Raw genomic sequence first — 13,509 nt, 5'->3', positions numbered from 1 at the left:
GAGGGCGATCGCGGCCGGCCCCGGGACCGGCCGGGAGGGGGCGACCGCAGCCTCAGCCGGTGGCCGGCGCGGTGATCTCGACATCGGCCCCGAAGTCGCTGAGCTCGAGGAGGTAGGTGGCGTCGGTGCCGGCTTCGAAGAAGGGGCCGGTCAGCTCCGCCCGGCGCAGCTCACCGCTGTCGGTGGCGATCGAGAACCGGGCCTGCACCGGCTGGGACGGGTCCTCGCTGGCGAGCACCTGCTCCACCAGGTCGCCGGGCAGCTCGGCGGTGACCTCGCGGACGACCTCGCCGTCGACCCGGCTCTCCTCGCCGAGTTCGGCCGAGGTGGCCTCGGCGAGCAGCTGCGAGATGCCCGTCTCAGGGTCGAGCAGCGCGCCGGGGTCGCCGAAGCCGAACTGGGCGGGGTCGATCACGCTGAACCCGCTGGTGAACGGCAGCTGCGCGTACACGGTCCCGTCGACGGAGACCACCTGCAGGTCCAGCGTGGAGCCCAGCGCCAGCACCTGGAGCGTGCCGTCGAAGGAGGCCGGGCGGGCGATGTCGCCCTCGCCGCCGACCAGCACCGTCCCGGTGGTCGGGGCGCCCTCGCTGGCCAGGTCGAAGTGCGCGCTCTCCGCCTCGTCCAGCGTCTGCTTGGCCCGCTCCAGCAGGCCGTCCGCCGACACCTCGGGCTCGTCGGACCCGCAGGCGGCGAGCACCGGGCCGACGACGATCACCAGCGCGAGCAGCGGCACGCCGGATCGGCGCAGCAGCATGACGTCCTCCCGTCGCGGCAGGGCTCCCCCGCCGTCGCGGCGGACACTAGCGCGCCGTCACGACTAGAGGATGGGCGTGACCCGCCTGGCGACCTTGCCAGCAACCTTCGCGCGGACCCTGTCGGGCAGATGGGGCAGCGCCGGCTCCAGCTCGGCGATCCGGTACTTCTGGGTCGTCAACGCCCGGAAGGCCAGTCCGACGGTCACCTCGTGGTCGGGTCGGAACACGAGCTCGACGGCGTCGCCGGCACCGACGTCCCCGTTCTCGAGCACCCGCAAATAGGCGCCCGGCGCCCCGTGCGCGGTGAACCGCTTGACCAGCTGCGGCTCGTCCCAGAAACGGGCGAAGTTGGCGCACGGGATCCGGGGCGCGGTCACCTCGAGCAGCGTCGTCCCGACCCGCCAGCGCTCGCCGAGGACGGCGTCGGTGAGGGCGAGCCCCGTCGTCCGCAGGTTCTCGCCGAACATGCCCGGCGGCAGCTCGCGGGCGAGTTCCGCGATCCAGAAGTCGGCGTCCTCCTGGGCGTAGGCGTAGAGCTGCTGGCCGTCCCCACCGTGGTACTTCCGGTTGACCTGAACGTCGCCGTCCAGCCCCCGCTCCCCGACGGCCACCCGACCGACCACCGGCCGCTTGGCGATCCCGCTGCGGTCGGGCCGACGACCGGGCAGCGGGAGGAGGTCGGTCCCGGACACGCAGACGGCGTCGACCCGCCCGGTCACTTGGGCTTGGCGGAGGCGGTCGACTCGTTGGTGGAGAGCGCGGCGACGAACGCCTCCTGGGGGACCTCGACGCGGCCGACCATCTTCATCCGCTTCTTGCCCTCCTTCTGCTTCTCCAGCAGCTTCCGCTTGCGGGTGATGTCACCGCCGTAGCACTTGGCGAGGACGTCCTTGCGGATGGCGCGGACCGTCTCGCGGGCGATCACCCGGGAGCCGACCGCGGCCTGGATCGGCACCTCGAACTGCTGCCGCGGGATGAGCTCGCGCAGCTTGCCGGCCATCATCACGCCGTAGCTGTAGGCCTTGTCCTTGTGCACGATCGCGCTGAACGCGTCGACCGCCTCGCCCTGCAGCAGGATGTCCACCTTCACCAGCGCCGACTCCTGCTCGCCGGCCTCCTGGTAGTCCAGCGAGGCGTAGCCGCGGGTGCGGGACTTCAGCGCGTCGAAGAAGTCGAAGATGATCTCCCCCAGCGGCAGGGTGTACCGCAGCTCGACGCGGGACTCGCTGAGGTAGTCCATGCCGCCGAGCTGGCCGCGCCGGCCCTGGCAGAGCTCCATGATCGCGCCGGTGTAGTCGCTGGGCGCGATGACCGTGGCGTTGACGATCGGCTCGTAGACGCGGTCGATCTTGCCCTCGGGCCAGTCGCTGGGGTTGGTCACCGTGTGCTCGGTGCCGTCCTCCATGATCACCCGGTAGACGACGTTCGGGGCGGTGGAGATCAGGCTGATGCCGGCCTCGCGCTCCAGCCGCTCGCGGACGATCTCCAGGTGCAGCAGCCCCAGGAAACCGACGCGGAAGCCGAACCCGAGCGCCGCCGACGTCTCCGGCTCGTAGACCAGCGCCGCGTCGTTGAGCAGCAGCTTGTCCAGCGCCTCGCGCAGCAGCGGGTACTCGCTGCCGTCGATCGGGTAGAGGCCGGAGTAGACCATCGGGCGCGGGTCGCGGTACCCGCCGATGGACTCCGCCGCCGGCTTGTTCGCCAGCGTCACGGTGTCGCCGACGCGGGACTGGCGGACGTCCTTCACGCCGGTGATGAAGTAGCCGACCTCGCCGACGCCGAGGGAGTCCACGGGCTTGGGCTCGGGCGAGATGACGCCGATCTCGAGCAGCTCGTGGGTCGCGCCGGTCGACATCATCTTGATCTTCTCGCGGGCGGAGATGCGCCCGTCGACCACGCGCACGTAGGTGATGACGCCGCGGTAGATGTCGTAGACCGAGTCGAAGATCATCGCCCGCGCCGGCCCCTCCGCGACGCCGGTGGGCGCGGGGATCTCCTCGACGATGCGGTCGAGCAGCTCGGGCACGCCCTCGCCGGTCTTGCCGCTGACGCGGAGGACGTCGTCGGGGTCGCAGCCGATGATGTGCGCGATCTCCGCGGCGTACTTCTCCGGCTGGGCGGCCGGCAGGTCGATCTTGTTGAGCACCGGGATGATCGTGAGGTCGTTCTCCAGCGCCAGGTAGAGGTTCGCCAGCGTCTGCGCCTCGATCCCCTGCGCCGCGTCCACCAGCAGCACCGCGCCTTCGCAGGCGGCCAGCGACCGGGACACCTCGTAGGTGAAGTCGACGTGCCCGGGGGTGTCGATCATGTCGAGGACGAACTCACCGCCGGCGTGCTCACCGGAGCGCTGGGTCCACGGCAGGCGGACGTTCTGCGCCTTGATGGTGATGCCGCGCTCGCGCTCGATGTCCATGCGGTCGAGGTACTGGGCGCGCATCTGCCGGGCCTCGATGATCCCGGTGACCTCGAGCATCCGGTCGGCCAGCGTCGACTTGCCGTGGTCGATGTGGGCGATGATGCAGAAGTTCCGGATGCGGGCCGGATCGGTGGCAGCAGGAGTCGTCACAGTGCCGCCATCGTCCCACGTCCCGGCCCGAGGCCCTAGCCCGGCGCGGCGAGGGGCTCGCGCGGGGTGTGCGGGAGGTCGCCGGACGGCGGGTTGGGGTGGCCGGCCGGACGCTGGTATCTTTGCAGGCCGGTCCTGTGGCGCATGCCCGGACGCAGATCTTCAGCACCATTGTCAGAAGTACTCCCTCCTGTCGAGACACCGAGGCTCACGCGTGGCGAACATCAAGTCCCAGATGAAGCGGATCAAGACCAACGAGAAGGCGCGTCAGCGCAACGTTGCCGTCAAGTCCGCCCTGAAGACGGCCGTCCGGCGGGTGCGCACCGCCGCCGAGTCCGGGGACGCCGCGGCCGCGACCGCCGCCTACCAGGCCGCTGCCAAGCAGCTGGACAAGGCCGCCAGCAAGGGCGTCATCCACAAGAACCAGGCCGCCAACCGCAAGTCGGGTCTGGCGAAGCTCACCGCCGGTCTCTGATCGGCCCGCGTCCACCCGGACGCGCACGCTCGACGACGAGCCCCCTCCCCTCGCGGGGACGGGGGCTCGTCGCGTTCCCTGCTGCCGCAGCACCCTCCTACCGCCCTCAAGGACTGCCCGTGACCTCCCCCGGACGCCGCTTCCTCGTCCTGCACGGGTGGCAGAACCGCCGGCCCGCGCACCACTGGCAGTGGCAGCTCGTGGAGTCGCTGCGCGCCGCCGGCGAGCAGGTCCTCTATCCCCAGTTCCCGGACCCGGACCGGCCGGTGGTCGGCACCTGGACCGAGCTGCTGCGCGCCGAGCTGGCCCAGCTGGGCGCCGGCGAACGCGTCGTCGTGGCGCACTCCCTCGCCGTGCCGCTGTGGCAGCACGCGGCGTCCCTGCTGACGCCGGCGGAGCGCGTGGACCGGGTGCTGCTGGTCGCCCCGCCCGCGCCCGAGGTGCTGGCCGGGTACCCGGAGGTGGCCGCCTTCGCCGCCTTCGGCCCTGATGCGCACCAGCTGAGCCGTGGGGCCGGCTCGGTGCGCCTGGTGGCGAGCGACGACGACCCGTACTGGCCCGGCGGCGGTGCGGTGCCCGTGTACCGAGCGCTCGGTGTCGACGTCGACCTGCTGCCGGGTCAGGGGCACCTCGACCCGGAGGCCGGGTACGGCCGCTGGCCCGCCGTCGAGGCGTGGTGCCGCGACCCGTCGACCCGCCTGGCCCGCGCTGATCCGCCGCGTCGGGCCGGTCACGGCCCGCCCCGGCCGGGAGGTGGAGGTCGCGCGGCCTCAGGTGCGCGGCACGAGAGCTGCCGGGACGACGACCGTGCGGGCGAGGCGGTCGTGCAGCGCCCGCCTCCGCGGATCGCGCCAGGCCATGCCGAGGCTGAGCAGCGGCAATAGCAGCGACAAGGCGTAGCTGACGCCCATGACCACCCACTCGTCGCTGCCGAGGATGGCTCGTGCGACGGCGAGGTGCGCCAGCTGCCAGGGCAGCCACTTCACCGCATTCCGCCAGGCCGCTCGCCCGATGCCGGGGCCGACCGGTTCCGCGGGCAGATCGGCCTGCGGCGTCGTGTCGTCGACCGCCACCCGCAGGCCGGCGCGCTCCTTGCCCGGACCGGCATGCCGGGCACCGGCTTCGCGGAGCGTGAAGTACAGCCACACGGGCAGCACGGTGGCCGCGAAGACGCCCAGGTCGGCGATCACCAGGTCGACCGGGTCGCGCTGACCTCCCTCCGGGACGAGACCCGACAGTCGCGCCCCCGCCGCCACCGCCGCGAGCACGGCGAGCCACCCGAGGATGACGACGTAGTCCCAGCCGGCCGCCCTCCAGCGCGCGACAGCCGACCACGTTCCGGGACCGTCGGGTTCCATGGGCGACAAGCTAGCGGTTCGTCCTCCGGAGCGGTCTCGACGCGCCCGCCTCGGCGCTGGGCTCAGCGGCCGGTGCGGGCCGGTCGGCCCCGACCCGTCTCCGCCCGGATGGTGACGATGCGGCGGATGGCCCGCTCGAGGGCGTAGTCCGCGCTGGCCGCGACACCCTTGACGTCGGCGTTGAGGTCGGCGGCCACGCCGAGGGCCAGCTGGAGGCCCTCGATGCTCCAGCCGCGCGCCTGCGCCTGCGCCTTCTTGACCTTCCAGGGCGGCATCTTCAGCGTGCGGGCGAGGTCGCCGGGGTTGCTGGAGCTCAGCGAGGCCACCCGGGCCGCGGTGCGCACGCCGTCGGCGATGGCGTCGGCGATCAGCACGTGGGCGACCCCGCGCTCGAGCGCCCAGCGCAGCATCTCGATCGAGCCCGCCCGGTCACCGGTCAGCACGCGCTCGGCCACGGTGAACCCGGTGACCTCGGCCTGCCCGCGGTGGAACCGGGCGACGTCGTCGGCATCGATGCTGCCGCCGAAGTCGGAGACCAGCTGACCGGCGGCCGCCGAGAGCGCGCGCAGGTCGGCGCCCACGGCGTCGACCAGTGCGGTGACCGCATCGGGGGTGATCCGGCCGCCGAGCCGGCGCACCTCGTTGCGCGCGAACGCGATGCGGTCGCCGACGGAGGAGACCTTGGGGCACTCGTCGACCGCCGCACCGGCGGCCTTGAACGCCTTGACCAGGGCCTCGTTCCGCTTGCCACCGGAGTGCACGATCACCAGCGTCAGGTCCGGGTCCGGTTCCTTCGCGTAGCCGGCCAGGGCATCGGCCAGCGCGCCGGCCGACTCCTGCACCCCGGTGACGACGACGAGCCGGTGCCCGCCGAACAGCGACGGCGCCAGCACGTCGGCCAGCTCCCCCACCGGCAGGCCCATGGCCGCCAGTTCGTGCACCTCGGCGTCGGGGTGGCGGGCGAGGATCGCCCGGCGCACGGCCCCGACGGCGCGGGAGCGCAGCAGCTCCTCCTCGCCGATCACCACGCGCAGGTGCGACGTGGGCTCGACGGGGGCGGCAGGCACCTCCGCATGGTGCCACGCGGGACCGACGCTCCGCGGTGGCCGCCCGGGAGCCCGGAACCGGGGCGTCGATGGCTCCGGGTCCGCCTGCCGCCGCCTGGCCGCCGGGGTCCGCGCCCCGGGCGGCGATCCCCCAGTTCCCGGCCCGGCCGACCACCGCGAGGTCGCCGTCCCGGTCGGTGCGGTGCACCCGCGTGCCGGCGTCGGCCAGCCACCCCAGCAGCCGCGGAGCGGGGTGCCCGTAGGTGTTGTCCGCCGCCACCGAGATGAGCGCGGCTCGCGCCCCGGTGGCGGCGAGGAACGCCGGGTCGGCGTCGCCGCTGCCGTGGTGGGGCACCTTGAGCACGTCGGCGCGGAGATCCGTGCCGTCGCGCAGCAGCGCGGCCTCCTCGTCGGCACCGATGTCGCCGGTGAGGAGCAGGCGCACCCCCGCGGCGGTGACCCGGACGACGAGCGACAGCCCATTGGGATCGGCCGCCGCGGTGGCCCGGCGCGGATCGGGCGCGAGCACCTCGATCTCGACCCCGGCAACGCTGCGGCGGTCGCCCGGCACGAGGAGCTCGCGGGTGCCGCCGGCGCGCCGCACCAGGGCGTCGATGCCCGAGGCCCGGTCGTCGGCCGGCGAGAGGGTGCCGCTCGCGACGACGCCCACCGTGCGACCGCCCAGGGCGCCGGCGAGGCCGCCCACGTGGTCGGCGTCCAGGTGAGAGAGCAGCACGAGGGGCAGGTGGTCGATCCCGAGGCGGTCGAGGCAGCGGTCGATCGGGGCGACGTCCGGGCCGGCATCGACCAGGATCCCCCGGCCGTCGCCCACGGGGAGCACCAGGCCGTCGCCCTGCCCCACGTCGCAGGCCACCAGCAGCGCTCCGGCCGGCGGCCAGCCGTCCAGCTGCTGGCGCAGCGGCCAGCCCACCGCGACCACCCCGACGAGAGCCGCGAGCGCGAGCAGCCGCGCCCGGGGGAACCGCCACAGCAGGTACCCCAGGGTCAGCAGGAGGCCGGTGAGCAGCAGCGCCCCCACCGTCCCGGCCGGCCAGCCGGCGACGGCGTCCGGCGCGGCCGCCGCCCGCTCCGCCACGAGCACGATCCAGCGCACCGGCCACCCGGCGAGCCAGACCAGAGCGTCGCCGGCCCAGGGCCAGGGCACCCCGAGGGGCGCGGCCAGCAACCCGAGGACGGTCGCCGGCGGCACGGCCGGGGCCGCCAGGAGGTTGGCCGGCACCGAGACCAGGCTGACCGTGCCGGTGAGCCCGGCGATCACCGGAGCGGTCGCCAGCCCGGCGGCGACGCTCACCACCACGGCGTCGGCCGGCCACCCGGGCCAGCCGTGCCCGCGCAGCCGGCGCGCCCACGGCGGGGCCAGCAGCACGATGGCCGCGGTGGCCGCGACGGACAGCGTGAAACCGGCGTCCCGCGCCAGCCCCGGCTGGACCAGGAGCAGCACGGTCACCGCGGCACCGAGCGCCGGCAGCGCGGCCCGCGACCGCCCGGAGGCGAGTGCGAGCAGGGTGACCGCGCCCATGGCGGCGGCCCGGAGCACGCTGGCGCTCGGCCGGGCCAGCACGACGAAACCGACGAGCGCCAGCCCGCCCACCAGCGCCTGGATCCGGCGGTCGACGGCCCGGCGCCGCAGCGGCCGGAGGATGCCGGCGATCACGATCGCCACGTTGGCCCCGGAGACGGCGGTCAGGTGCGCCAGCCCGGCCTGCTGGAACTCCTCGTCCAGCACCGGGTCCATCCGGCTGGTGTCACCCACCACCAGCCCCGGCAGCAACCCGCCGGCCCTGTCGTCCAGCACGCGGTCCGCGGCGGCGGCCAGGGCGTGCCGCAGCTCGCCCGCCACGCGCTGGACGGCCCCGGGGCCGCCGACCGGCTCCGGCGGACCGCGGGCCGACAGCACCGCCACCACGTCGTCGCCCTCTCCGGGGAGTGCCAGCCCGGCGCGCACCCGGAGCTGCTGCCCGGGCAGGAGCCCGGACCAGCCGTCGGCGGGTGCGAAGACGAGGACGGCCTCCTCCAGCCGGTGAACCGCGCCGCCGTCGGCGAGCACCGTGACGTCCGCCTCGAGGAGGACGCGCGACGCACCGCCGCCGCCCGCCAGCGCCCGGGGATCGGTCCGCACGGTCACGGTCACCTGCGCGGTCCCGCCCTCCGCGGCGGCTGCGCGCAGCGGGGACGCCTCGCGCGCCGCGCCGCGCACCGCGCCGGCGCCGGAGGCCACCGCGAGGCCGGCCAGGACGACGAGGGCGACGCTCGCCGCGGGACCGCGGGCACGCGCGAGGAGGACCGCCGCACCGAGCGCGGCCCCACCCAGGGCGGCCAGCACCGGCCACCGCACCAGCGGCGCCCCCAGCGTCACCATCCAGACCGCGCCGGCGAGCGGCCAGAGCCGCAGGTCGAGGAAGCGCCAGCGGTCGAGCGCCGCGCTCACACCGACACCAGCTCGGCGAGCTCGGCCGCCTTCGCCGGGCCGATGCCCGGCACGTCGTCGAGCTCCTCGACGCTGCGGAAACCGCCGCTGCGGGTGCGGTGCTCGACGATGCGCTGGGCGAGGACCGGGCCGATGCCCGGCAGCGCGTCCAGCTCCGCCACCCCGGCGGTGTTCAGGTCGACGCGGCCCCCGCCGCCCGGGGGGCCGCCCGCGGGCGGCCCCTCCGCGCCCGCACCGGGCACACCCACGGCGACCTGCTGCCCGTCGGAGAGGAGCGCGGCCAGGTTCACCGAGGCCGGGTCGGCCTCGGGCAGGAGCCCGCCGGCCGCCTCGACCGCGTCGGCGACCCGGGCGCCCGCGGTGAGCGTGACCAGACCCGGCCGCGCCACCTGCCCCACCACGGAGACGACCACGGTGCCGGCGGTCTCGGCCACCTCCCCCACCGGGGGCTCGCCGGCTGCGGGGGTGGCCGGCGCGGTGGGCGAGGGCAGCGGCGCCGCCGCCGGCTCCACCCGGGGCCGCTGGGACCACGTCCAGACCAGCAGGAGCAGGACCGCCACCACCGCGGCGGCCCACACGGCGCGCCCACCGGCGCGGCCGGCGTCCCAGCGGGGCGTCGTGCCGGGTGCCCGGTGCCGCCCCACACCGGCGGGTGGGTCCGGGCGCCCCGCGACGTCGACCGGCACGGTGATCCGGTCGTCCGCCGGCCAGGGCGGGTCGTCGTCCTCGGGGACCCAGCCGTCGGCGGCGGGGCGCGGCTCGGCCAGGACGGCGCGCAGCCGGGCACGGATGACGTCGGCGTCGTCGTCACGGCGGGCAAGCAGGCGCACCCCGGCGACGCTAGGGAGCGCGGCCGCCCTCTCCCGCGGTCACGACGCCGGCTGTGGACGGCTGCCCGGGGTGTGGACGGCGCGCGGGCCCGCGCGGACGCCGGCTCGGGGGGGGCTCGGGGGAGGTTCGGGGGGGCGTGGCCTGCAGCTCCTGACGGCGACTGGGCCGCCGTCAGGAGCAGTTCCTCACGCTGCGCGGCGTCCAGGCAGACCCGAGAGGGAATGGGCGTGCGGGCCGGCTGCGGCGAAGGTGGCGGCGGTGACGACCAGCGGCAGGGTGCTCATCGGCAGCGTCCGCTGGTTGCCCCCGTGCCCGCAGGAACTTGCCCTGGGGCCGCTGCTCACGCGGTCAGAAGGTAGGGCCCGCCTCCGGTGTGCGCCAGTGGCTGCGCCGCGGCAGCGGAAAGGGGGAGCACCAGGGCCACCCAGGGGCCTTGGCGGAGGCCTCCGCACGCCGGAGACTGCGCTGGGACATCCAGGAGCGGAGGACAGATGCGGGTCGAGGTGACCGACGACACCGGGCAGCACCGGTACGAGGGGCGGATCAACGGGGAGCTGGCCGCGATCGCGGAGTACATCCGGACGGCACAGCTCGTGGTGTTCACGCACACGGAGGTGCTGCCCGGTCACGAGGGTCAGGGCGTCGCCTCGGACCTGGTGCGCCAGGCGCTGGACGACGTGCGCAGCCAGGGCCTTGCGGTGCTGCCGTTGTGCCCGTTCGTGGGCGCCTGGATCGGGCGCCACCGGGCGGAGTACGGCGACCTGGTCTACCACTCGCGCACCACGGTCACCCCGGAGGCCGACGCCGCAGCACGGTGACCGCGGAGCCCTCGCCGGCCGGGAGCCGGTGCCGAGGGCGTCGACGGCCGGGCGGTCATGGGCCGTATGGACAGCGACCGCTCTGCGGAGCGGCGGACGGGCCGTGGGACTGCCGCCCGGCACGCCGTCCGGTGAGCCCTGCCGCTCACCGCGGGGGCTGGTCCCCCACGTCCAGAGGCTCCCCGGCATGCCGGGACACGACCACGCCGACGGCTCCCGGGCCGACGTGCGCGCCGATGGCGGCACCGAGCTCGCTCACGTGCAGCTCCTGCACCCGGGGGACGCGGGCCCGCAGCTCGGTGACCAGCCGGTCGGCCCGCTCGGCGGCGGCGAGGTGGTGCACGGCGAGGGAGACCTCCCGGTCGCCGGCGTGCTCGACGACGTGCTGGACCAGGCGGGCGAGCGCGCGCGCCGAGGTCCGTACCTTCTCCAGCGGCACGACCCGGCCGTCGACCACGTGCAGCACCGGCTTGACGGCCAGCGCCGAGCCCAGGACCGCGGCCGCGGAGCCGATCCGCCCGCCCCGGCGCAGGTGCTCCAGCGTGTCGACGACGAACAGCGTGCGGGTGCGGGCGGCGGCGTCCCGGGCGACCTGCGCCACCGTGGCGCCGTCGGCCCCGCAGGCCGCTGCGCGGGCGGCCGCCAGGACGGCGAACCCGGTGCCCATCGCCGCCGAGCGGGAGTCGACGACGGAGACGATGTGCTCCCCCACCTGCGACGCGGCGACGCGGGCGGCGTCCCAGGTGCCGGAGAGCTCCGCGGACAGGTGGACCGAGACCAGCCGGTCGGCCCCCGCGTCCAGCGCGGCGCGGTAGGCGGCGACGAAGTCCCCGGGCGTGGGCCGCGACGTGGACACCCGCTGGCCGCGGGTGGAGAGCGCCTTCGCCACGTCCTCGGCGCTGATGTCCTCGCCCTCTCGCCCCGAGCGGCCGGCGAGGACGACGTAGAGCGGGACGACCCGGACGCCGTACTCGTCGGCGAGCGGGCGGGGCAGGTAGGCCGTCGAATCGGTGAGGACGGCGACGGGCACCCGGCGAGGCTAGCTGCCGACCGCGCGCCGTACGGAGCGTGGTGCTCGGGCCGGTCAGCCGACGGCGTCGGCGTCCTGGGCCGGGCCCGGGTCCGGCCGGTCACCGGCCGCTCCGGGAGCCCCCTGTTCGGGATCCGCGCGGAGCCGGTCCGCCGCGGGCGCGGCGAGCCCCTCCAGCAGCGGACCGGCCGACGCGTTGTGCCGGAGCAGCCGCCACCGGCCGCTCTGCCGGGCCAGCTCGCTCCACCCGCAGTTGTCCAGCGGCCCGAACACGCGCCGGTGGTCCGGCCCGAGCTCCAGCAGCGCCTCGATCAGCCGGCCGCTCGTGCCCCCGTGGGTCACCACCACGGCCACGTCCGCCGGTGGCAGGTCGGCGAGCCCTGCGACCACCCGCGAGACGACCGCCGGGGCCTCCTCCCCACCGCGGCCCCGCACCGGCCGCCCGGCCAGCCAGTCCGCGTACTGCTCGGGGTACCGGTCGGCCACCTCCTCGCGGGTGAGGCCTTCCCACGCGCCCATCCCGTGCTCGCGGAACCTCGGGTCCAGCCGCAGCGGCACGTCCAGCAGCGAGGTGAGTGCCCGCGCGGTGTCCGCGGCGCGGCCGAGGTCGCTGGCGACCACCGCCGTCGACCGGGGCGTCAGCCCGGCCGAGGCCACGAGGTGCGGTGCGGCGTGGACCGCCTGCGCCCGCCCGACCACGTCGAGCGGTGGGTCGAGCTGCCCCTGGAACCGTCCGGCCGCGTTCCACCCGGTGCGCCCGTGCCGCCAGACCACCAGCCGGGTCACCGGCAGCTCGGGCACGGCCGGGGAGGTCACTGGCCGGCCGTCTCCGCGACCGACGGGGAGCCGGCGTCCGCCGGGGCGCCCGGGGCGGAGCCGGGGTCGGCCGCGTCGGTGAAGGGGATGGACGGGCAGTCCTTCCAGAGGCGCTCGAGGGCGTAGTAGGCCCGCTCCTCGGCGTGCTGGACGTGCACCACGACGTCGATGAAGTCCAGCAGCACCCAGCGCGCCTCGGCCACGCCCTCGCGGCGCACCGGCTTCACGCCGTGCTCCCGCAGCCGCTCCTCGACCTCGTCGACGATGGCCTGGACCTGCCGCTCGTTGGGTGCGGACGCGAGGACGAAGGCGTCGGTGATGGCGAGCCGCTCGCTGACGTCGACGATGGTGACGTCGGTGGCCAGCTTGTCCGCGGCGGCCTGGGCGGCGAGCAGCGCGGTCTCCCGGGCCTCGGGCGAGGCGGTCATTCGGGCACCTCCTGGAGGTGGGACGTCGTGGGTGGGGTGCGAGCACCGTCGGGGCCGGTGGTGTTCCCGGGCCCGGTCGGGGGTGGGCGGTCGTAGGTGGGGCGGTCACCCGCCGGGCGCCCGTCGCGGGCCTGCCCGGGGGCCGGGCGCCGCGCGGGCTCGCGGTAGAGACCGCGCTTCTCGATGTACTGGACCACGCCGTCGGGCACGAGGTACCAGACGGGCATGCCGCGGCCCACCCGGTCGCGGCAGTCGCTCGAGCTGATGGCAAGCGCGGGGATCTCCACCAGGCTGACCCCGCCCTCGGGCAGGTGGCTGTCGGCCAGCGTGTACCCGGGGCGAGTGACCCCGATGAAGTGCGCCAGCTCGAAGCACCGGGCACCGTCGCGCCAGGTCATGATCTGGGCCAGGGCGTCGGCGCCGGTGATGAAGAACAACTCGGCCCCCGGACGCTGGGCCTGCAGGTCGGTGAGCGTGTCGAAGGTGTAGGTGGGCCCGCCCCGGTCGATGTCGACCCGGCTCACGGAGAACCGCGGGTTCGACGCCGTCGCGATCACGGTCATGAGGTACCGGTCCTCGGCCGGGCTCACCACCTGGTCGCTCTTCTGCCACGGCTCACCGGTGGGCACGAACACCACCTCGTCGAGCCCGAACAGCCCGGCGACCTCGCTGGCAGCGACCAGGTGCCCGTGGTGGATGGGATCGAAGGTCCCACCCATCACGCCGACTCGTCGTCCCGCCACCGGCCGAGCGTATCCGGGGGTGCCGACCCCGCGCCGCGAGGACCGGCCCGCGCACCCCACCGGGCCGACGGCGACGGCGACCGGCTCCCCCGTGCAGCCGGTCGCCGTCCGGGGCCCCCCCGGGGGGGCGCCGGGGGGGCCACCACCGCTCCCCCCGGGCGACACCACCCCCCCCGCCCCGCGTTTTACCC

At 75.7% G+C, this 13,509-nt stretch carries 14 protein-coding genes and 1 pseudogene; 3 read left to right on the top strand and 12 right to left on the bottom strand.

What is annotated here, in order from left to right; genetic code table 11:
- Positions 1-52 precede the first annotated feature (52 nt).
- The 3 genes from ACI79K_RS04995 to lepA all read right to left on the bottom strand — a co-directional run bounded on the left by ACI79K_RS04995 (position 53) and on the right by lepA (position 3,324).
- Positions 53-757 carry an LppX_LprAFG lipoprotein gene (locus ACI79K_RS04995; protein ID WP_456587577.1) on the bottom strand — a complete coding sequence of 235 codons (705 nt, stop codon included), beginning with the start codon at positions 755-757 and terminating at the stop codon, positions 53-55.
- Positions 758-820: 63 nt separating this feature from the next.
- The gene (locus ACI79K_RS04990) at positions 821-1,450 is read right to left on the bottom strand and encodes an MOSC domain-containing protein (RefSeq protein WP_456587578.1); all 630 of its coding nucleotides are present in this window, start codon (positions 1,448-1,450) and stop codon (positions 821-823) included.
- A gap of 23 nt (positions 1,451-1,473) precedes the next feature.
- A complete protein-coding gene (gene lepA, locus ACI79K_RS04985; RefSeq protein WP_456587579.1) occupies positions 1,474-3,324 on the bottom strand; it encodes a translation elongation factor 4 in 1,851 nt (616 codons plus the stop codon).
- 214 nt (positions 3,325-3,538) lie between these two features.
- On the opposite strand from lepA, the gene rpsT reads away from it, so the two are divergent.
- Entirely contained in the window at positions 3,539-3,799 is a 261-nt protein-coding gene (gene rpsT, locus ACI79K_RS04980) for a 30S ribosomal protein S20 (protein ID WP_236826314.1), read from the top strand.
- Between the two features lie 119 nt (positions 3,800-3,918).
- A complete protein-coding gene (locus ACI79K_RS04975) occupies positions 3,919-4,683 on the top strand; it encodes an RBBP9/YdeN family alpha/beta hydrolase (protein WP_456587580.1) in 765 nt (254 codons plus the stop codon).
- Here the strand turns inward: ACI79K_RS04975 and ACI79K_RS04970 are convergent.
- The 5 genes and pseudogenes from ACI79K_RS04970 to ACI79K_RS04950 form a co-directional block, all read right to left on the bottom strand.
- Positions 4,570-5,157 (bottom strand): RDD family protein, encoded by a 588-nt coding sequence (locus tag ACI79K_RS04970; protein WP_456587581.1) that lies wholly within the window; start codon positions 5,155-5,157, stop codon positions 4,570-4,572. The two genes, ACI79K_RS04975 and ACI79K_RS04970, sit on opposite strands and share 114 nt — an antisense overlap.
- Positions 5,158-5,219: 62 nt before the next feature.
- Positions 5,220-6,686 (bottom strand): DNA polymerase III subunit delta, encoded by a 1,467-nt coding sequence (gene holA / locus ACI79K_RS04965; RefSeq protein WP_456599217.1) that lies wholly within the window; start codon positions 6,684-6,686, stop codon positions 5,220-5,222.
- Positions 6,601-7,959: pseudogene (locus ACI79K_RS04960) on the bottom strand (ComEC/Rec2 family competence protein); the annotation flags it as partial. The pseudogene ACI79K_RS04960 and the gene holA, both read right to left, overlap by 86 nt.
- A gap of 689 nt (positions 7,960-8,648) precedes the next feature.
- Complete coding sequence (locus ACI79K_RS04955) at positions 8,649-9,482, bottom strand: helix-hairpin-helix domain-containing protein (RefSeq protein ID WP_456587582.1); 834 nt, start codon at positions 9,480-9,482, stop codon at positions 8,649-8,651.
- A gap of 186 nt (positions 9,483-9,668) precedes the next feature.
- Positions 9,669-9,827 carry a hypothetical protein gene (locus tag ACI79K_RS04950; protein WP_456587583.1) on the bottom strand — a complete coding sequence of 53 codons (159 nt, stop codon included), beginning with the start codon at positions 9,825-9,827 and terminating at the stop codon, positions 9,669-9,671.
- A gap of 147 nt (positions 9,828-9,974) precedes the next feature.
- Here ACI79K_RS04950 and ACI79K_RS04945 point away from each other — a divergent pair, with 147 nt between their 5' ends.
- Entirely contained in the window at positions 9,975-10,301 is a 327-nt protein-coding gene (locus ACI79K_RS04945; protein WP_456587584.1) for a GNAT family N-acetyltransferase, read from the top strand.
- 145 nt (positions 10,302-10,446) lie between these two features.
- On the opposite strand, the gene ACI79K_RS04940 is transcribed toward ACI79K_RS04945, so the two are convergent.
- The 4 genes from ACI79K_RS04940 to nadD are packed head-to-tail and all read right to left on the bottom strand — an operon-like array spanning position 10,447 to position 13,318.
- Entirely contained in the window at positions 10,447-11,331 is an 885-nt protein-coding gene (locus tag ACI79K_RS04940) for a DegV family protein (protein WP_456599111.1), read from the bottom strand.
- 54 nt (positions 11,332-11,385) lie between these two features.
- Positions 11,386-12,147: a histidine phosphatase family protein gene (locus ACI79K_RS04935; RefSeq protein WP_456599110.1), complete on the bottom strand. Its 762-nt coding sequence runs from the start codon at positions 12,145-12,147 to the stop codon at positions 11,386-11,388.
- Complete coding sequence (gene rsfS, locus ACI79K_RS04930; protein ID WP_456587587.1) at positions 12,144-12,575, bottom strand: ribosome silencing factor; 432 nt, start codon at positions 12,573-12,575, stop codon at positions 12,144-12,146. The genes ACI79K_RS04935 and rsfS overlap by 4 nt, the downstream gene beginning before the upstream one ends.
- On the bottom strand, positions 12,572-13,318 hold the full coding sequence (gene nadD / locus ACI79K_RS04925; protein ID WP_456587588.1) for a nicotinate-nucleotide adenylyltransferase: 747 nt from the start codon (positions 13,316-13,318) through the stop codon (positions 12,572-12,574). Before nadD ends, rsfS begins: the two co-directional genes overlap by 4 nt.
- Between the last annotated feature and the right edge of the window lie 191 nt (positions 13,319-13,509).

This window comes from Blastococcus sp. SYSU DS0616, assembly GCF_054051015.1.
Note: the sequence above shows the minus strand (reverse complement) of the source record. Positions and strands in the feature narration are given on the sequence as shown.

Excerpts from the sequence above, each read along its gene's own strand:
- ACI79K_RS04995 (WP_456587577.1), bottom strand. The coding sequence starts at position 757 with ATGCTGCTGCGCCGATCCGGCGTGCCGCTGCTCGCGCTGGTGATCGTC.
- ACI79K_RS04970 (WP_456587581.1), bottom strand. The coding sequence starts at position 5,157 with ATGGAACCCGACGGTCCCGGAACGTGGTCGGCTGTCGCGCGCTGGAGG.
- holA (WP_456599217.1), bottom strand. The coding sequence starts at position 6,686 with ATGGGCTGTCGCTCGTCGTCCGGGTCACCGCCGCGGGGGTGCGCCTGC.
- ACI79K_RS04945 (WP_456587584.1), top strand. The coding sequence starts at position 9,975 with ATGCGGGTCGAGGTGACCGACGACACCGGGCAGCACCGGTACGAGGGG.
- rsfS (WP_456587587.1), bottom strand. The coding sequence starts at position 12,575 with ATGACCGCCTCGCCCGAGGCCCGGGAGACCGCGCTGCTCGCCGCCCAG.